We start from the raw sequence: 19,909 nt of genomic DNA, 5'->3' as shown, positions 1-19,909 counted from the left end.
TCACCATCCCGATCCCGCGCACCCGGAAAACCTGCAGGACGTGATCCAGGCGCTGAAGGACACCGACGCCGAACTCGGCTTCGCGTTCGACGGTGACGGCGACCGCCTCGGCGTCGTCACGAAGGACGGCCAGATCATCTTCCCGGACCGCCAGCTGATGCTGTTCGCGGAAGAAGTGCTGTCGCGCAACCCGGGCGCGCAGATCATCTACGACGTGAAGTGCACGCGCCATCTCGCGCAGTGGGTGAAGGCGAAGGGCGGCGAGCCGCTGATGTGGAAGACGGGCCATTCGCTGGTCAAGGCGAAGCTGCGCGAGACGGGCGCACCGCTCGCGGGCGAGATGAGCGGCCACGTGTTCTTCAAGGACCGCTGGTACGGCTTCGACGACGGTCTCTACACGGGCGCGCGCCTGCTCGAAATCCTCGCGAAGACGGCCGATCCGAGCGCGCTGCTCAATGCGCTGCCGGACGCGATGAGCACGCCGGAGCTGCAGCTCAAGCTCGAGGAGGGCGAGAACTTCCGCCTGATCGAGAAGCTGCAGAAGGAAGCGAAGTTCGACGGCGCCGACGAAGTCGTGACGATCGACGGGCTGCGCGTCGAGTACCCGGACGGCTTCGGCCTCGCGCGTTCGTCGAACACGACGCCGGTGGTCGTGCTGCGGTTCGAAGCGGAGACCAAGGAAGGGCTCGAGCGCATCCAGGCGGACTTCCGCCGCGTGCTGACGGCCGCGAAGCCGGACGTCGAGCTGCCGTTCTGAACGACGTGCGCACGCGTGCTGCCGACGCATCCGATGCATAGGGAGACAGGCCTCGTGCCGCGTCGGGCGCACGCGCGTGACACCACCCGTTGACAACACAACGAACCGTGCGGGGCTTGCGCCCCGTTCGGCTTTTCATGGCGCCGGAGCAATTGGGAGGAAAGGGATGTCAGGCTATCGCGAATTGAAGGCGCAAGCCAATGAACTGATGAAACGTGCCGAGGAAGCGCGACAGGCCGAACTCGAGACCGTGCTGCAGGAGGTCCGTACCCGTGTCGCCGAATATGGGTTGACCCCGAGACAGATATTCGGCCGTCAGGGCAGTGCCGCAAGGACGGCGCGAAAAACGCCTGCCGTCGCGCCGAAGTACCGCGATCCGAACACCGGGGCAACGTGGTCCGGCCGGGGACGCGAGCCGGCATGGATCAAGGGGAAGCGCCGCGAGCGCTTTCTGATAGAGCGCCAGGAGGGTTGAACGCGACATTGCGCGCTGCCCATAAAATGGAGGCGTCCGTCGGCCCGCGCTTCGCCACGACCCAGGTGACGCGCGGGCCGGCTCACCCGCGACCTCCAAGGCCATCATGGAAATCAAATGGATCGAGGATTTCCTCGCGCTCGCGCAATACCAGAGCTTTTCCCGCGCGGCTGAATTTCGCAACGTCACGCAATCGGGCTTCAGCCGCCGCATCCAGTCGCTCGAGCAGTGGATCGGCGCCGAGCTGATCGACCGCAGCAGCTTTCCACCGGTGCTGACGCCGGCCGGGCGCCTGTTCCGTGAAACGGCCGAAGACGTCATCAGCCGCCTGTACGATACCCGCGCGATCATCCGCACCGAGCAGCGGATCGCCGGCAAGAGCCTGCAGATCGCCGCGGGTCACACGATCGCGCTGAGTTTCCTGCCGGCCTGGCTCAAGGCGCTCGCGACGCATTTCGGTGAAGTGCGCGCGCGTGTCATTCCGACGAACGTCCACGACTCGATCCTGATGCTCGTCAACGGCAACTGCGAGCTGATGTTCGCGTATCACCATCCGGAGCTGCCGCTCCATCTCGACCCCGCGAAGTACGCGCACCTGACGGTGGGCCTCGACACGCTGATGCCGGCGTGCCGGCCGAACCGTCGATCGGCGCCCGCGTTTCGCCTGCCCGGAACGAAGCAGAATCCGCTGCCGCTGATTACCTACACGGAAACCAGCTACTTCGGCCGCTGTCTCGCGCTGCTGCTCGGCCGCGCACCGGATGCGCCGGCCTTGCAGCTGCACTACGAGTCCGACATGGCCGAAGTGCTCAAGAAGCTCGTGATGGAAGGCGAGGGCGTCGCGTGGCTGCCCCGCAGCGCGATCGCCGCCGAACTGGCGGCCGGCGACCTCGTGCCGGCCGGCCCGGCAGCGTGGAACCTGGACGTCGAGCTGCGCGTGTATCGCGACGTGTCCAATCGCAGCGAATTCCTCGACACCCTCTGGCAGCATCTGCGCGCGGCGCCTGCCCGGCTCGGCTGAATCAGGGTTTTCCCGCGTTATGCGGCGCTCGCATACCGCCATGTCGCACCGGCATCACGGCTTTTTCGACCGTCCCTACCATTCGTTCCAACGGCACATGCGACGCGCGACCGGCGTCGCGCGGCCTTCTTCGTAGCGCTCGCCGCCTTCCGGCGGCCGGGTGCCACCCAAGGACGAATGGACATGAAAAATCGCCTCACCTTAAGCATCGCAGTCGGCATGATCCTCGGTGTCGTCGCCGGTTATGCGTGCCACGCCAACATCGCGGACCCGGCCACCCTCAAGACGATCGCCGGCTACTTCTCGATCGTCACCGACATCTTCCTGCGCCTGATCAAGATGATCATCGCGCCGCTGGTGTTCGTGACGCTCGTGTCCGGCCTGGCCGCCATGGACAGCGGCGAGGACGTCGGCCGCATCGGCCTGCGCTCGCTCGGCTGGTTCGTCTGTGCGTCGCTGATTTCGTTGAGTCTCGGCCTCGTGATGGCCAATGCGCTGCAGCCGGGCGCCGGCCTGAACCTGATGGCGAGCGCGGGCGAGGTCAACACCGGACTGAACACCGCCGCACTGAACGCCCGGGACGTGATCACGCATGCGTTCCCGACCAGCCTGCTCGATGCGATGGCGCGCAACGACATCCTGCAGATCCTGGTGTTCTCGATCTTTCTCGGCGTCGCGCTGAGTGCGTTGAAGCGCGACCCGCGCGTTAGCGTCGTGATCCAGGCGATCGACGGGATGGTGCCGGTGATGCTGCGCCTGACGAACTACGTGATGCGCGCGGCGCCGCTCGGCGTGTTCGGTGCGATCGCGTCGTCGGTCACGCTGCGCGGGCTCGACGTGATCTACACGTACGGGAAGCTGATCGGCGCGTTCTATCTCGGCTTGCTGGTCCTTTGGGTGATCCTGATCGGCGTCGGCTACGTGTTTCTCGGGCGGCGCGTCGGGAGCCTGCTGAAGGCCGTGCGCGAGCCCGCGCTGATCGCGTTCTCGACCGCCAGCAGCGAGGCCGCCTATCCGCGCCTGACCGAGCAGCTCGAGCGCTTCGGCGTCGACAAGAAGGTGGTGGGCTTCACGCTGCCGCTCGGCTACGCGTTCAACCTCGACGGATCGATGATGTATCAGGCGTTCGCGGCCATCTTCATCGCGCAGGCGTTCGGCGTGCACATGCCGCTGTCGGAGCAGGTGTTCATGCTGCTGGTGCTGATGTTGAGCAGCAAGGGCATGGCGAGCGTGCCGCGCGGCTCGGTGGTCGTGGTCGCGGCGGTCGCGCCGATGTTCCATCTGCCGGTGGCCGGCGTCGCGATGGTGCTCGCGATCGACCAGATCCTCGACATGGGCCGCACGATGACCAACGTGATCGGCAACAGCGTGGCGACGGCGGTGATCGCGAAGTGGGAGAGCCGGCGCGCCGCGCAGTCGCAGGACACAGTATTCGAGCAGCCGGAGCTGAACGCATGATGCGCACGGATACGGAAAGCGTGAATGCGCGGAGTAAATTCGGCGTGGTCGGCGGCCTGGGGCCGCTGGGCAGTGCCGACGTGTTCTTCAAGATGGTGAAGGCGACGCCGGCGTCGTCCGACGAGGAACACGCCGGGATGATCTTCGAGCAATACCCGTTCAAGGGATCGGGGTCGGGCAGTGCGGCGACCATCGAGCGCAAGCTGTACGTGTTCGACATGATCCGGCAGTTCGAGAAGCGCGGCGTGACGACGGTCGTGCTGCCGTGTTTCCTGAGTCACACGTTCATCGACGAATTGAAGGCGAATACGCGCCTGCCGATCGTCGATATCGTCGAAGCCGTTCGCTACCACGTGCGGCGCAAATACCCGGACGCGACGCGCATCGGCGTGCTGGCTTCCGACTACGTGCGGGACAAGCGACTCTTCGACACGTATTTCCCGTCGCCGCAGTTCGACGTCGTTCATCCGCGGACGCACGACGGGATCGATCTCGTGACGGAAGCCGTCTACGGGGCCGACGGCATCAAGCGCGGCAATCTGCGCGGCCGGCCGGTCGACCTGCTGCGCCGCGCATGCGCGGACCTGATCGATCAGGGCGTGCAGGTGATCGTCCCCGGCCTGACCGAGATCGCACTGGTCGCGGACGCCATCGGCCCGCTGCGCGTGCCGCTCGTCGATTCGAACCTCGCGTATGCGCAGTACGCGGTGACCGGGCACGCCGGTTCGCGCGCGGCGCCGTTCAAGGTCGGCGTGGTCGGCGGCGTCGGGCCGGCCGCGACGGTCGATTTCCTCGACAAGATCGTGCGCAACACGCCGGCGTCGCGCGATCAGGAACACATCAAGCTGCTGGTCGAGCAGAATCCGCAGATTCCCGACCGGACCGAGAACCTGACGGGCACCGGCACGGACCCGACGATCGCGTTGTACGCGACCTGCAAGAAGCTCGAGGACGGCGATGCCGACGTCATCGCGATTCCGTGCAACACCGCGCATGCGTTCGTCGAGCGGATCCAGCCGTACCTCGGCATTCCGGTCGTCAACATGCTGACCGTCACGGTCGCGCATCTGCGCGATACGTATCCGGGGCTGCGCGACGTTGGCGTGCTCGCGACATCCGGCACGATCGAAAGCGGGGTCTATCAGAAGGCGCTGGAATCGCAAGGATTGCGACAGGTTGCACCGACGCCCGCATTGCAGGCGCGCGTGATGGAAGCGATCTACGGGAAGCAGGGCGTGAAGGCCGGCTTCACGACCGGACAGTGCAAGGACGATATCGGCGCCGCTGTCGACGCGCTGATTGCAGAGGGCGTGCGGGTGATCGTGCTCGGCTGCACCGAGCTGCCGATCCTGCTGCCGGGCGGCGAATATGTCGCGCGGGACGGGCGTCGGGCGACGCTCGTCGATCCGACCGACGTGCTCGCCCGCACGTGCATTGCGTATGCGATGGCGGGTGGCGGCTGAGCCGGTGCCGGTGCCGGTGCGGGGCGCGAGCGCGAGCGGCAGACGCTCCGGAAGCGCGAGTCGTTCGGCGCGCTTCGATGATCGAGCCGCCGTCCGGAAAAGCCGGCGTGATCCGGCGCTTGTTCCCGGCTTCGCACCGTTCTTGGAAAACTGTATGAATATACAGTATAGTATCCGTCGAACTCGAGCGGCGCGGGCATGACCCGTGCGGCACGTGCGCCGCGCCTGCGGGCATCCGCCGCAGCGTTCCGGCACCGTGAAATCCGGCTAACTCATTCAGACGGGCAGGCAAATTGTCATCCAGCAATCTGATCCGCATTCGCGGAGCACGTCAGCACAACCTCAAGAACCTCGATCTCGACCTGCGCACCGGCGAAATGACGGTCGTCACCGGCCCGTCGGGCTCCGGCAAGTCGAGCCTCGTGTTCGACACGCTGTACGCGGAAGGCCAGCGGCGCTACGTCGAAACCTTCAGCGCGTACGCGCGGCAGTTCCTCGACCGGATGGACCGTCCGCAGGTCGAGCGCGTTGACGGCGTGCCGCCCGCGATCGCGATCGACCAGACCAACCCGGTCCGCAGCTCGCGCTCGACGGTCGGCACGATGACCGAGCTCAACGATCACCTGAAGCTGCTGTACGCGCGCGCGGCCGAGCTGTTCGACCGCCAGACCGCGCGGCAGGTGCGGCACGACACGCCGGAGACGATCTACGCGGAACTCGTCGAGCGCACGCGCGCCGACGATCCGCGCGTCGTCGTCACGTTCCCGGTCGAGTTGCCGGAAAGCGTGTCCGACGAAGAAATCGCGCAGTGGCTGTCCGCGAGCGGCTACACGCGCGTGCAGGCGCAGCGCGAAGTCGCGTCGCCGACCGGCCCGCGCAAGCTGCTCGACGTGGTGGCCGACCGCTTCCGCGTGCAGCAGGCCGACAAGGTGCGCGTGGTCGAGGCGATCGAGGCGTCGCTGAAGCGAGGCGGCGGCCGCGTGAACGTCTACGTGCTCGCGCCGGAAGCGGAAAACGCGCTGGCCGAGCCGCAGGTGTGGCGTTTCTCCACCGGGCTGCACGATCCCGACAGCGACCTGCGCTACGCGGAGCCGCAAGCGGCGCTGTTCTCGTTCAACTCGGCCTACGGCGCGTGCGAGACCTGCCGCGGCTTCGGCCGCGTGATCGGCGTCGATCTCGGCCTGGTGATCCCCGACGCGCGCAAGACGCTGCGCGGCGGCGCGATCAAGCCGATGCAGACGCCCGCCTGGAAGGAGTGCCAGGACGACCTGATGCGCTACGCGGCGAAGGCCGACATCCGCCGCGACACGCCGTGGTCCGACCTGACCGACGCCGAGCGCGACTGGGTGATCAACGGCTCGCCGGACTGGAACGGCAAGTGGCAGAGCCAGTGGTACGGCGTGAAACGCTTCTTCGGCTATCTCGAATCGAAAGCGTACAAGATGCATATCCGCGTGCTGCTGTCGAAGTACCGCAGCTACACGCCGTGCGAGGTCTGCGGCGGCGCGCGCCTGAAGACGGAATCGCTGCAGTGGCGGCTCGGCTCGAAGGCGAACGCCGATGCGGTGCTCGCGCCGGCCGATCGTTTCATGCCGCGCGGCGTCGACTGGACGCGCGCGCAGCTCGAAGCGCTGCCGGGCCTGACGGTGCACGACCTGATGCTGCTGCCGATCGAGCGCATCCGCCGCTTCTTCGACGGGATCACGCTGCCGAGTGCGCTGCTCGACGATGCGCTGAAACTGCTGCTCGCCGAGGTGCGCACGCGCCTGAAATACCTGTGCGACGTGGGGCTCGGCTACCTGACGCTCGACCGGCAGAGCCGCACGCTGTCGGGCGGCGAGGTGCAGCGGATCAACCTGACCACCGCGCTCGGCACCTCGCTCACGAAAACGCTGTTCGTGCTCGACGAGCCGAGCATCGGGCTGCATCCGCGCGACCTCACGCGAATCGTCGAGGCGATGCAGCGGCTGCGCGACGCGGGCAATACGCTGGTCGTCGTCGAGCACGATCCGTCGGTGATGCTCGCGGCCGACCGGCTGATCGACATGGGCCCGGGCCCCGGCGAGCGCGGCGGCACGATCGTCTACGACGGCACGCCGGCCGACATCCGTGCCGCGCGCACGCTGACGGGCGAATATCTCGGCGGCCGCAAGCACGTCGCGCATGCGTCGAACTGGGCGCGCCGCCCGGTCGACGCGAACACGCCGCGCATCGTGCTCGAAGGCGCGACCGAGCACAACCTGCGTGACGTGACGGTCGAGATTCCGCTGCAGCGGCTCGTGTGCGTGACGGGCGTGTCGGGCTCCGGCAAGTCGACATTGCTGCAGGACGTGCTCTATCCGGCGATGGCGCGCCACCACGGCAAGGCGACCGAGTCGCCGGGCGCGTTTCGTACGCTCACGGGTGCCGACCAGGTCGGCGACGTCGTGTTCGTCGACCAGTCGCCGATCGGCAAGACCACGCGCTCGAACCCGGCCAGCTACGTCGGCGCGTTCGACGAGATCCGCAAGCTGTTCGCGAAGGCGCCGCTCGCGCTGCAGCGCGGCTACGGCGCCGGCACGTTCAGCTTCAACTCGGGCGACGGCCGTTGCCCGACCTGCGGCGGCTCGGGCTTCGAGCACATCGAGATGCAGTTCCTGAGCGACGTCTACCTGCGTTGCCCGGATTGCGACGGCAGCCGCTACCGCGCCGAGATCCTCGAAGTGCGCATCGAGCGCGACGGCCGCGCGCTGAACATCGCCGACGTGCTCGACCTGACCGTCAGCGAGGCGGCCGCGTTCTTCGCGACCGACGCCGAGGTGCTGCGCGTGCTGCAGCCGATCGTCGACGTCGGCCTCGAATACGTGAAGCTCGGCCAGCCGGTGCCGACGCTGTCGGGCGGCGAAGCGCAGCGGCTGAAGCTGGCCGGCTTCCTCGCCGAATCGGCGGCCGCCGCGGGCGGGCGCCGGATCGCCAGCGAGGAGGCGCGCATCGCGCGCGCGAAGCTGTTCATGTTCGACGAACCGACCACCGGGCTGCACTTCGACGACATCGCGAAGCTGATGCAGGCGTTCGGCAAGCTGCTCGCGGCCGGCCATTCGCTGATCGTGATCGAGCACAACCTCGACGTGATCCGCGCGGCCGACTGGCTGATCGATCTCGGCCCGGAAGGCGGCGATGGCGGCGGCCTCGTGCTGTGCGCGGGCACGCCCGACGACGTGAAGGCGTGCGCGCAATCGCACACCGGCGTCGCGCTGCTGCAGTACGACCGCGCGATGGACGGCGAAACCGCGCTCGCCGACGAAGGCGTGCCGCTGCAGGCCGTGCTGAACGCCGCCCGCGAGCGGCGCGCGATCGAGGGCGAGGATGTCGTGCGGATCGTCAACGCGCGCGAGCACAACCTGAAGGCGCTCGACGTCGACATCCCGCACGGCAAGTTCAACGTGATCACCGGCGTGTCGGGTTCCGGCAAGTCGACGCTCGCGTTCGACATCCTGTTCCACGAAGGCCAGCGCCGCTACCTCGAATCGCTGAACGCGTATGCGCGCTCGATCGTGCAGCCGGCCGGGCGGCCCGAAGTGGACGCCGTGTACGGCATTCCGCCGACGGTGGCGATCGAGCAGCGGCTGTCGCGCGGCGGCCGCAAGAGCACGGTCGCGACCACGTCCGAAGTCTGGCACTTCCTGCGGCTGCTGTACGTGAAGCTCGGCCTGCAGCACTGCATCCACGACGGCACGCCCGTCACGTCGCAAACCGTCGAGTCGATCGCCGCGCAGCTGCTGCGCGACCATCGCGGCGAGCACGTCGGTTTGCTCGCGCCGCTCGTCGTCAACCGCAAGGGCGTGTATACCGATCTCGCGAAGTGGGCGAAGGCGCGCGGCAGCACGCATCTGCGCGTGGACGGCGAGTTCGTCACGGTCGATCCGTGGCCGAAGCTTGACCGCTTCCGCGAGCATACGATCGAGCTGCCGGTGGCCGACATCGTCGTGTCGCCGGACCACGAGGCCGAGTTGCGGCGCCTGCTCGACGAGACGCTCGAGCTCGGCAAGGGCGTGATGCACCTGCTGGCGCCGCTCGACGGGCTGCATCACGCGATGCAGAACGACCATTCGACCGCGCGCGTCGGCGAGGTCAAGGTGCTGTCGGTCAAGCGTGCGTGCCCGGTGTGCGGCACGAGCTACCCGGAGCTCGATCCGCGGATGTTCTCGTACAACAGCAAGCACGGCTGGTGCACGACCTGCGTCGGCACCGGCGTCACGCTCACGCGTGAACAGCGCGCGGCGTACGACGACACGGTGCTCGCCGGCGACGATCGCGGCCGCGAGCAGACCTTGCCGTCGGACGAGCAGGAACCGGAAGGCGTCGGCAACGAGCCGTGCCCGGATTGCGGCGGCACGCGCCTGAACCCGTCGGCGCGCGCGGTCACGTTCGACGCGCATCCGATCGTCGAGGTCGCGCAGTGGACGGTGTCCGACACGCGCCGCTGGATCGACGGGCTGGAACTGACCGGGCGCAACGCGCAGATCGCGCGCGACATCGTCAGCGAGATCGGCAGCCGCCTCGCGTTTCTCGAGGAGGTCGGGCTCGGCTACCTGAGCCTCGATCGCGCGGCGCCGAGCCTGTCGGGCGGCGAAGCGCAGCGCATCCGGCTTGCCGCGCAGCTCGGCAGCAACCTGCAGGGCGTGTGCTACGTGCTCGACGAGCCGACCATCGGCCTGCATCCGCGCGACAACCAGATCCTGCTGGACGCGCTGCGCAAGCTCGGCGACAAGGGCAACACGCTCGTCGTCGTCGAGCACGACGAGGACACGATTCGCCGCGCCGACCACATCATCGACGTCGGCCCGGGCGCCGGCAAGCGCGGCGGCACGCTGGTCGCCGAAGGGGCGGTCGCGGATCTGGCCGCACAGCCCGATTCGGTCACGGGCCGGCTGCTCGCGCAGCCGATGACGCACCCGTTGCAGCCGCGCCGTGCGGTGAGCGTCGCGGGCAAGAAGGGCGCACCGGCGGTGCCGGACGGCTGGCTGACCGTGCATGGCGCGACGCTGCACAACCTGCGTGACGTCACCGTCGGCATTCCGCTCGCGCGGCTCGTCGCGGTGACGGGCGTCAGCGGCTCGGGCAAGTCGACGCTCGCGCGCGACGTGCTGATGACGAACCTGCTCGACGCGGTCGGCCGCTCGGTGCTGTCGTCGCCGGCCACGCGGCGCGCGCGCAAGGCCGCGCAGCAAGATGCGCCGGCCACGAACCGCCGCTCGAGCGTGCTCGCACGCAGCGCGCCGCGGCCGTCGCTGAACGTCACGCATGCGTGGCAGGGCTGCGCGTCGCTGAGCGGCTGGGAGCAGATCGACCGCGTGCTCGAAGTCGACCAGACGCCGATCGGCAAGACGCCGCGCTCGTGCCCGGCCACCTACATCGGCGTGTGGGACACGATCCGCAAGCTGTTCGCCGATACGCTGGAGGCGCGGGCGCGCGGCTACACGGCGTCGCGCTTCTCGTTCAACACCGGCGACGGGCGGTGTCCGGCCTGTGAAGGGCAAGGCGTGCGCACGATCGGGATGAGCTTCCTGCCCGACGTGAAGGTGCCGTGCGACGTGTGCCACGGGCAGCGCTTCAACCCGGAGACGCTTGCGGTCACGTGGCGCGGCCGGAACATCGGCGACGTGCTGACGATGGAGATCGACGAAGCGGTGGAATTTTTCGCACCGATTTCGAACATCGCGCATCCGCTGCAGCTGATGAAGGACGTCGGCCTCGGCTACCTGACGCTCGGCCAGCCGTCGCCGACGCTGTCCGGCGGCGAGGCGCAGCGGATCAAGCTCGTGACCGAGCTCACGAAGGTGCGCGACGACATCACGCGGCGCGGCCAGAAGGCGCCGCACACGCTGTACGTGCTCGACGAGCCGACGGTCGGCCTGCACATGGCCGACGTCGCGAAGCTGATCCGCGTGCTGCACCGGCTGGTCGACGGCGGGCATAGCGTCGTCGTGATCGAACACGACCTCGACGTGATCGCGGAAGCCGACTGGATCATCGATCTCGGTCCGGAAGGCGGCGTGGGCGGCGGCACGATCGTCGCGGCGGCGCCGCCGGAAGGGCTCGCGCAGGTGAAGGCGAGCCATACCGGGCACGCGCTGAAGCCGGTGCTGGCGCGAACGGCGGCGCAAGACGGCGAAGCGGAGCGGCCGGGAGAAGTGCGGGTCGGTTGAACGCGGTGCTGCCGGTCAGCGTCCCCGGTGTCTGGGCAGGCACCGGGGACGCTTTTGCATTCGTCCGTGCGATCGGCCGCTGCGACATCCCGTCGATCGGGCACCCGGCATGAATACATGGCTGCCCGGGATAGCGTGGCCGGATGCGTCGCGGCTGCCGCGCAACGTAGGTGACGCCGGGGACGCCGGTGACGCCGCCGCATCACGCGCGACAGGAACGGCTCGTCCCGGTCGAGCGGAAGACGGCGGCGCTATCTCATTCGCCCTTGACGCCGATCGTCTCGATGATGGTCTCCAGCTGCGGGCTCATCGGCAGGTTGAGGCTCATGCCCGACGGAAGCGGGCGCAGGAACCAGCGCTTGTACTGGCGCGTGATCTCGCCGTCGACGGCCAGTTCCTCGAACGTGCTCTTCACGACCTGCGCGAGCTGCGGATCGTCCTTGCGGAACATGATGCCGTACGGGTCGTAGGACAGGAAGTCGCCGACCACGTCGTACTGGCCGCCCTTGCCCGCATTCACGGCAATCAGGCCGTACAGCAACACGTCGTCCGTCGCGAACGCATCGGCGCCGCCGCTCGCGACGAGCGCGAAGCCCTGCGCATGATCCGGCACCACCTGCAGCTGGATCCCGAGCCTGAACCGCGCGTCCAGGTCGCGCAGCGCCTTCTCGTTGGTCGTGCCGGCCGTCACCGCGACCTTCTTGCCCGCGAGATCGCGGAACGAGCGGATCGGCGAGCCGCGTTTCACCATCACCTTCGTGCCGGCCACGAAGATGATCGGCGAGAACGCCACGCGCTTCTGGCGCTCCAGGTTGCTCGTCGTGGAGCCGCATTCCAGGTCGACCGTACCGTTGACCACCGCGTCGATGCGGTTCTCGGACGTGACCGGCACCCAGCGGATCGTCAGGTTCCGGTTGACCGCATCCTCGATCGACGACACGAGCGCCTTGCAGAGCTCGATCGAATAGCCGATCGGCTGGTTGCGCGCGTTCAGATACGAGAACGGGATCGACGCGTCGCGATAGCCGAGCGCGATCGTGCCGCTGCTACGCACCTTCGCGAGCGTGCCGGTCAGTCGGGCCGGCGCGAACGGCTCGACGCGCGGCGGCGTGGACGGCGCATCTTCCGCGCGCGCGCTTGCGCCCGCGGCAAGCAGGCCCGCGAGCGCGAGCGCACGCCAGAATCGCTGCATCTTCATCGCCGGGCCTCCGTCAGACGTCCGTCGGATGCGCAATCGTCGCTTCCTGTTCCGCTTCGATGCGTGCCAGATTGGCTTCGGCTTCCGCTTCCGACATGAGCTGGTTTTCCCACTTCGCGACCACCGCGCTCGCGATCGAGTTGCCGACCGCGTTGGTGGCCGAGCGGCCCATGTCGAGGAACGTATCGACGCCGAGAATCAGCAGCAGGCCGGCCTCCGGAAGCCCGAACTGGTGCAGCGTGGCGGCGATCACGACGAGCGATGCGCGCGGCACGCCGGCCATTCCCTTCGACGTCAGCATCAGGACCAGCAGCATCGTGATCTGCGTGCCGATCGACAGGTGGATGTTGTACGCCTGCGCGATGAACAGCGACGCGAACGTGCAGTACATCATCGACCCGTCGAGGTTGAACGAATAGCCCATCGGCATCACGAAGCTCGAAATCCTGCGCCGCACGCCGAACCGGTCGAGCGCATCGAGGATCTTCGGATACGCGGCTTCGGAGCTGGCCGTCGCGAACGACAGCATGAATGCTTCCTTGATCAGCACCAGCAACTTGAATACGCGCGGCCCGAGGAACAACAGCCCGGCACAGACGAGCAAGGCCCAGAGCAGGAACAGGCTCACGTAGAAGTCGCCCATGAACACCGCGAACTTCAGCAGCACCGACAGCCCGTTGACCGCGACGGTCGCGGCCATCGCGGCCATCACCGCGAGCGGCGCGAGCTTCATCACGTAGCCGGTGATCTTGAGCATCACGTGCGACAGCTGGTCGATCGCGGCGACGAGGATCTTGCCGCGCTCGCCGAGCGCCGCGAGCGCCACGCCGAAGAACATCGAGAACACGACGATCTGCAGGATTTCGTTGTTGCTCATCGCCTCGGCGAACGACCTCGGCACCATGTGGCCGACGAAATCCTTGAGCGTGAACTTGGAGGTCGCGAGGTTCGCCGATGCGCCGATGTCCGGCAGCGGCAGGCCGAGGTTCTCGCCGGGCCGCAGCAGGTTCGCCATGAACAGCCCGAGCAGCAGCGAGATCAGCGACGCGGTGACGAACCAGCCGATCGATTTCGCGAACACGCGCCCGACCGATGCCGCGTCGCCCATGTGCGCGATGCCGACGACGAGCGTCGAGAACACCAGCGGGCCGATCACCATCTTGATCAGCCGCAGGAACACGTCGGACACGAGCGAGATGTATCCGGCGATTTCGGTGGTGGCCTTTTTGTCGGGAAAGCTCGTGAAGATCATGTAGCCGATCAGGATGCCTGCCACCATCGCGATCAGGATCCAGACGGCTGCAGCATTTTTTTTCTGCATCGTGCGCCTCCCATGCACCGGTTCCGCAACCGGGGATGGAAGGACAATACAGGACCCGAACGGCGATGAACAGTGCAACCGGGGGCGGGTTTGCGCTAGCGCCGTGTCGCGACCGATCGCCCGGCAAAGATCGTGCCGGTGGCACCCTGAGCCCGGTGCCGGCGCAACCCGATACGGGGCACCGACACGCAAAAGCGGTTCGGTTCAATCCTGAATGCGCAATACGTGATCGCGGATACGCGTCGACAGCATCGAGCCGCGCTTGAGCAGGAACTCCATCAGCCGCTGCGGATAGTCGGCCCGGACCGCTGCGCGCACGGACGGTCGTTCGGCGAGCCGTTGCCGCCATGCAGTGACCTTGGGCAAGCCCGCGAAGAACCCGAAGTCGTCGATCCGCTCGAACACGTCGAAGTAGCGGAACACCGGCCCGAATGCCGCGTCCACGATGCTGAAGTGCGCGCCGCCAAAATACGGGCCGGTGCCGAGCGTGTCTTCGAGCTGCTCGAATCGTGCGCGGATGTCACGGGTTGCTGCGGCCAGCGCCGTTTCGTCCGCAGCCGTGTAGAACCCCCACACGGCGTTCAGCAGTGCCGAAGCGAACTCGACCCAGGCGCGGTGCCGCGCCCGCTCTAGAGGCGCATCGGGATGCAGCCGCGGCGCGAGCGTCTCGTCGAGGTAGTCGCAGATCACGGCCGATTCGAAGATGGGCGCGCCATCGACGACCAGCACGGGGGTCTTGCCGAGCGGGGAAATCCTGCGAAACCAGTCCGGCTTGTTGCCCAGGTCGACGTCCGTCCGTTCGAACGGCACGCCTTTTTCGGTCAGCACGATGACTGCGCGCTGGACGTAGGGGCACAGCACGTGGCTGACGAGGTGGTATTGGGGCGTGCTCATGTCGTCGCCTCGCCGTGTCAGGCCACGCCGGGCGCGAAGCGCTGGCTGCGCCGGCCCAATGCCACGCGCAGCAGCAACGCGCCATGGGCGGCATAGGCGGCATTGTCACTCGTCGAAATCGATTGGTTCATATCGGCACCCGTTGGGAGAGTTGGCAAGGCGGCACCGAATTTGACATTGCGGAAGTGCTTGAGCAATACGCATGATTACAATGACGGATTGCAAAAATGCAATGCACGGGGGATAACCGGATGCCATACAAGCTCAGCGCAGCAGACCTCGAAACGATACTGGCGCTGTCCCGCTCGGGCACGCTGGTTCAGGCGGGCGAGCGACTGGACGTGGATGCGTCGACCGTGTTTCGCAACCTCAGGCGGATCGAGCGCGGCCTGCAGCAGCAGTTGTTCGAACGGACCCGCTCAGGCTATCGCGCGAAGGAAATCGCGCTGGCGCTGGCCGAACACGCGGAGCAAGTGGAAGTGCAGGTCGAATCGGCCCGCTCGATCGCGCAACAAGCGCCCGAGCAAGTGGCGGGCACCGTGCGCATCACCACCACCGACACGATTCTGCACGGGCTGGTCGGGCCGGCGCTGAAGCAGCTGGAAGCCGTCCACCCGCGGCTTGCGTACGAGCTGAACACCGGCAACGAGATCGCCGACCTGGGGCGCCGCGAGGCCGATATCGCGGTGCGTGCGACCCGGCAGCCACCGGAATATCTGGTGGGCAAGCATGTCGGGTCGATCGACGTGGCGCTTTTCGCGTCGAGGCACGACGCCGCAGTACGCCGTTATGAAGACGTCACGGCGGGCAAGGCACGCTGGATCGCGCCGGACGATGCGCTGCCGGGCCACCCGTCGGTCATCTGGCGCAAACGTCATTTCAGGAAAGTGGTGCCGCACTACAAGGTCAACAGCGTCCTGACCGTGATGGAGCTGGTCGCCCTGGGCATGGGCGTCGGCATACTGCCGATGTTTCTGACACGCGGCCGCTCCGATCTCGTGCAATTGACCGATGTCCTGCCCGACTGCCGGACCGAGCTGTGGGTGCTGACCCACCGGGAATCGCGACATCTGCTGCGGGTCTCGACCGTATTCAAATATCTGTCGACGACGCTGAAGATCTGACCGTGTGCGTCGGTGCGCGGCGATGCGGGCGCATCGCGCCATGGATTTTCCATGTCGTTCGGAACCCTAATCATGTGCACCGGGGTCCAGCAGGCTCGTGCTGAAATCGCACGCCTGCGCCGCCAGCTGGACGATCTCGGCGGTCAGCGAATGGGCGCGTTCCGCACGATGCAGCGCAACGTAGCGCACCGGCGGCAGCGCCGGCCGCGTGCGCACGATCTCCAGCGCCTCGCACGCGACCAGGTGCGCGACGCATGCCTTCGGCAGATAGCTGACGCCGAGCCCCGACAGCGTGAGGCCGATCTGCGCGATCAGGCTGTTGCTCGACAGCACGCGCTGCATCGCAACGCCATGTTCCTGCAGAAAGCGCGTGTACAGATGCCCCGTGCCCGACAGGGTCCCTTGCAGGATCAGCGGAAACTGCGCGACGTCCGTCAATGAAATCGCCGTCTTGCGCTTCGGCATGAACCCGGCCGCGCACATCCACGCATTGTCGACTTCGCCGACCACCGTCGCCGCGAACGATTCCGTCGCATGAATCTGCGGGACGACGATCAGGTCGATCGTGTCGGCGGCGAGACGATCGCGCAGCACCGCGGTCAGGTCCACCTCCGCCTCCACGTGCACGCGCGGATAGGCGGCCTGGATCGCCGCGACCAGGCGCGGCAGCCAGGTCAGCGCGGTCAGTTCGGTCACGCCGATCCGGACATGGCGCACCAGCGCTTCCTTCGAACTCATCCGCTCGACGACGCGGTCGCGCTGTTCGAGCAACGCCTTCGCGTGATCGAACAGTTCGGCGCCCTTGTCGGTGAGCCGGGCGCTGCGATGCGCGCGGTCGAACACCGTCAGGTCGAACGTGCGTTCGAGTTCCTGTATCCGTTTCGACACGGCCGATTGCGTCGTGTTGAGGCGTGTCGCGGCCGCGTCGAAGGAGCCGAGTCGCACGATCCAGTACAGCGCTTCCATCTGCTTGAACGTGAGCATCGCCTGGTACTCGATAGATGAGAAAAAGCGATATTTTCGCATATCAAAAAATCGCTTTTTTTACCTATTTCGGCTGCTTAAGGTTCTCCCGTTGCGTTGTCCGGCGAGCGCGTTCGTCAGGTACCGCGCCGCCTCGTATCCAGCGTTCAACCGACCCCCTTATTTGGAGACAGCATGGACACCGTCATTGAATCCCCGCCCGTCCCGGACGCGGCGCGCAAGCCGCGCTTCGGCCTCGCGTGGCAGATCGTCATCGGGCTCGTCGTCGGCATCGCGACCGGGCTCGTGTTGAACCGGTTTCCGCAATTGCGCGACACGGCCGTGTCCGGGTTGCTGCAGCCGGCCGGCGACATCTTCATCAAGCTCGTGCGGATGATCGTCGTGCCGATCGTGTTCACGAGCATGGTGATCGGCATCGCGGGCGTCGGCGACGGCAAGTCGCTCGGCCGCATCGGCCTGAAGACGCTGCTCTATTTCGAGGTGGTCACGACGATCGCGATCGTGCTCGGGCTCGTGATCGGCAACGTGCTGCAGCCGGGCGTCGGCACCGACATGTCGCAACTCGCGCACACGGACATTTCCCGCTACCAGCAAGCCACCCAACAGGTGCAGCAGGCGCATCACGGGCTGATGGCGCTGGTGCTCGGCATCATCCCGGACAACATCGTCGCGTCGATGGCGAAGGGCGACCTGCTGCCGGTGATCTTCTTCTCGCTGCTGTTCGGTCTCGGCCTGCAGACCGTGCCGGAAGAACACCGCAAGCCGGTGCTCGCGATGCTCAAGGGCGTGGCCGATGCGATGTTCAAGGTGACGAACATGGTGATGCGCTATGCGCCCGTCGGCGTGTGCGCGTTGATCGCGGTGACGGTCGCGAGCTTCGGTTTCGGGTCGCTGCTGCCGCTGCTGAAGCTGGTCGCCGTGACTTACTTCGCGATCCTGCTGTTCGCGATCGTCGTGCTCGGCCTGACCGCGCGGCTGTTCGGGTTCCGCATCGTCACGCTGCTGCGCGTGATCAAGGACGAGCTGATCATCGCGTTCTCGAGCTGCAGTTCGGCGACCGTGCTGCCGCAGCTGATGAAGAAGATGGAGGACTACGGCGTGCCGAAGAGCATCACGACCTTCGTGGTGCCGACCGGCTACACGTTCAACCTCGACGGCGCGTCGATCTATCTCGGCATCGGCACGCTGTTCGTCGCGCAGCTGTATGGCGTGCATCTCGGCTGGCAGCAGCAGATCCTGCTGACGCTGACCATGGTCGTCACGTCGAAGGGCGCCGCGGGCGTGCCCGGCTTCATGTTCGTGATCATGCTCGCCACGCTCGCGAGCGCGGGACTGCCGCTCGAAGGGCTGGCGTTCATCGCCGGCGTGGACCGGATCATGGACATGGGGCGCACCGCGCTGAACCTCGTCGGCAACGCGCTCGCGCCGCTCGTCATCGCGAAATGGGAAGGCCAGTACGACGCGGACAAGGGCCGCGCATACCTCGAATCGCTGCGCGGCTGAACGCCGCCATGCAGGCATCGCACAACATTCGGAAGCAAACAGGAGCATTGAAGATGAGCAGTCCCCGCGGAGCACTTTTTCCCGACGCGTTGATGCAGCAGGTCAAGGCGCGCTTTCATCATGTCGATCACGATATCGACGGCCGCGCGCGGCTGTTCTTCGACAACGCGGGCGGATCGTTCCGGCTGAAGGCCGCGGTCGACGCCTACGCGCGGATCGATGCGCTGCCCGACTGCCCGGAGCGCATCCATGAGCGTGCGCTCGATCTCCAGGCGATCCAGTCGCGCGGCGAGGACGACGTTCGCACGATCCTGAACGCGCGCGACGGCACCGTGTATGCGTCGCTGACGGCGTCGGGCGCGATGTTCGACATGGTGCGCGCGATCATGGAGAACGTACCGGGCACCAATGCGGTGACGACCGTGCTCGAGCATCCGTCGTCGTACGATGCGATGACGTATTACGCGGAACGTACCGGCAAGACGCTGCGCATCGCGCCGAGCAATCCGCAGACCGGCGGCGTGGACGTCGATGCGATCGTGTCGCTGGTCGATGCCGATACCGCGCTGCTCAGCGTGATGTTCGCGTCGAACATCTCCGGCGCGAAATTCGACATCGAGACGATCGTCGCGCGTGCGCGGGAGAAGAAGCCGGACCTGTTCATCGTCGTCGATGCGGTCCAGCATGCGCCGCACGGCATCATCGACGTGCAGCGCATGCCGGTCGACGGCATCAACTTCGCGCCGTACAAGTTCTTCGGTTGCCGCGGGTCGGGCATCTCGTGGCTATCGCCGCGCGCGTCCGCGTTGCCGCATCACCGGCTTGCCGCGAAGGAGCACGGCGTATGGGAACTGGGCAGCCCGGCGCCCGCGCAATTCGCGGTCGTGACGTCGATCGTCGATTACGTGCGCTGGATCGGCCGGTATTTCCGCGATTCGGACGATCGGCGCACGCTGTTCGTCGAGGGCATGCACCGGATCGAACTGCATGAGCGCGCGCTGCTGGCCGCGTTGCTCGACGGGTGTGAGGGGCGTCGCGGGCTGCGGTCGATCGACGGTGTCGAGGTCTACTGGGATCACGACGACCTGACGGAGCGCGACCTGATCGTCGGGATCGGTTTCGCGAACCTCGAACCGACGCAGGCGGTGCGGGAATACGAAAAGCATGGCGTGATCGTCTATGAACGCGTTGCGTCGAGCCTGTATTCGGGGCGGATGCTGAAATCGTTCGGGCTCGGCGGCGCTGTGCGGATATCGCCGCTCCATTGCCATGCGCCCGACGATATCGCGCGATTCCTGGCGATTACCGCCACGCTGGCAGCGAACCGCTGATCGACGACACGGCCCGGATCATCCGGGCCGTGTCGCATTCGGCGCCGGGAAACGCGCGGCGCAATAGGTTCGGGCTATGACCGGCAGAGTCAATGGATAGTTGTCGCCGGCCGGGTTTGCGCGTGTAATGGCCTGCGAAACCGGATGATGCCAACGACTCGATGGAGGAGCAGCGCGTGAAGATCGTCGTAG

General features: G+C 66.8%; 13 protein-coding genes and 1 pseudogene. 9 read left to right on the top strand and 5 right to left on the bottom strand.

Translation table 11 applies throughout. The annotated features are described in order from the left end of the window. The 6 genes and pseudogenes from U4Z64_RS36355 to uvrA all read left to right on the top strand — a co-directional run. Positions 1–757, top strand: a pseudogene (locus tag U4Z64_RS36355) (phosphomannomutase/phosphoglucomutase); the annotation flags it as partial. A 166-nt stretch (positions 758–923) separates the two neighbouring features. Next, complete coding sequence (locus U4Z64_RS36350; RefSeq protein WP_124489813.1) at positions 924–1,232, top strand: H-NS family nucleoid-associated regulatory protein; 309 nt, start codon at positions 924–926, stop codon at positions 1,230–1,232. A 106-nt stretch (positions 1,233–1,338) separates the two neighbouring features. After that, positions 1,339–2,253 (top strand): LysR substrate-binding domain-containing protein, encoded by a 915-nt coding sequence (locus U4Z64_RS36345; protein WP_044846953.1) that lies wholly within the window; start codon positions 1,339–1,341, stop codon positions 2,251–2,253. Positions 2,254–2,436: 183 nt separating this feature from the next. Beyond that, the gene (locus tag U4Z64_RS36340) at positions 2,437–3,711 is read left to right on the top strand and encodes a dicarboxylate/amino acid:cation symporter (RefSeq protein WP_321822559.1); all 1,275 of its coding nucleotides are present in this window, start codon (positions 2,437–2,439) and stop codon (positions 3,709–3,711) included. Continuing rightward, entirely contained in the window at positions 3,708–5,174 is a 1,467-nt protein-coding gene (locus U4Z64_RS36335; protein WP_321822558.1) for an amino acid racemase, read from the top strand. The genes U4Z64_RS36340 and U4Z64_RS36335 overlap by 4 nt, the downstream gene beginning before the upstream one ends. Positions 5,175–5,467: 293 nt before the next feature. Further along, positions 5,468–11,362, top strand: a complete 5,895-nt coding sequence (gene uvrA, locus U4Z64_RS36330) for an excinuclease ABC subunit UvrA (RefSeq protein ID WP_321822557.1) — start codon at positions 5,468–5,470, stop codon at positions 11,360–11,362. Between the two features lie 256 nt (positions 11,363–11,618). On the opposite strand, the gene U4Z64_RS36325 is transcribed toward uvrA, so the two are convergent. The 3 genes from U4Z64_RS36325 to U4Z64_RS36315 form a co-directional block, all read right to left on the bottom strand. Further along, positions 11,619–12,560 carry an amino acid ABC transporter substrate-binding protein gene (locus U4Z64_RS36325; RefSeq protein WP_321822556.1) on the bottom strand — a complete coding sequence of 314 codons (942 nt, stop codon included), beginning with the start codon at positions 12,558–12,560 and terminating at the stop codon, positions 11,619–11,621. Between the two features lie 13 nt (positions 12,561–12,573). Further along, positions 12,574–13,881 carry a dicarboxylate/amino acid:cation symporter gene (locus U4Z64_RS36320; RefSeq protein WP_044846949.1) on the bottom strand — a complete coding sequence of 436 codons (1,308 nt, stop codon included), beginning with the start codon at positions 13,879–13,881 and terminating at the stop codon, positions 12,574–12,576. Between the two features lie 204 nt (positions 13,882–14,085). Further along, entirely contained in the window at positions 14,086–14,775 is a 690-nt protein-coding gene (locus U4Z64_RS36315) for a glutathione S-transferase family protein (RefSeq protein ID WP_124489809.1), read from the bottom strand. A gap of 251 nt (positions 14,776–15,026) precedes the next feature. On the opposite strand from U4Z64_RS36315, the gene U4Z64_RS36310 reads away from it, so the two are divergent. Further along, positions 15,027–15,899 carry a LysR family transcriptional regulator gene (locus U4Z64_RS36310; RefSeq protein ID WP_321822555.1) on the top strand — a complete coding sequence of 291 codons (873 nt, stop codon included), beginning with the start codon at positions 15,027–15,029 and terminating at the stop codon, positions 15,897–15,899. Between the two features lie 66 nt (positions 15,900–15,965). On the opposite strand, the gene U4Z64_RS36305 is transcribed toward U4Z64_RS36310, so the two are convergent. Beyond that, positions 15,966–16,883 (bottom strand): LysR family transcriptional regulator, encoded by a 918-nt coding sequence (locus U4Z64_RS36305; protein ID WP_321801863.1) that lies wholly within the window; start codon positions 16,881–16,883, stop codon positions 15,966–15,968. 174 nt (positions 16,884–17,057) lie between these two features. Here U4Z64_RS36305 and gltP point away from each other — a divergent pair, with 174 nt between their 5' ends. Together gltP and U4Z64_RS36295 are read left to right on the top strand one after the other, a co-directional pair. Next, entirely contained in the window at positions 17,058–18,386 is a 1,329-nt protein-coding gene (gene gltP / locus U4Z64_RS36300) for a glutamate/aspartate:proton symporter GltP (RefSeq protein ID WP_321822554.1), read from the top strand. 53 nt (positions 18,387–18,439) lie between these two features. Then, a complete protein-coding gene (locus U4Z64_RS36295; protein WP_321822553.1) occupies positions 18,440–19,717 on the top strand; it encodes an aminotransferase class V-fold PLP-dependent enzyme in 1,278 nt (425 codons plus the stop codon). On the opposite strand, the gene U4Z64_RS36290 is transcribed toward U4Z64_RS36295, so the two are convergent. Then, on the bottom strand, positions 19,689–19,909 hold a 221-nt coding region (locus U4Z64_RS36290; RefSeq protein ID WP_321822552.1), incomplete at its 5' end, for a hypothetical protein. The two genes, U4Z64_RS36295 and U4Z64_RS36290, sit on opposite strands and share 29 nt — an antisense overlap.

It is taken from the genome of Burkholderia sp. BCC1996 (assembly GCF_905339955.1).
In the GTDB taxonomy this organism is placed as follows: Bacteria; Pseudomonadota; Gammaproteobacteria; order Burkholderiales; family Burkholderiaceae; genus Burkholderia.
Note: the sequence above shows the minus strand (reverse complement) of the source record. Positions and strands in the feature narration are given on the sequence as shown.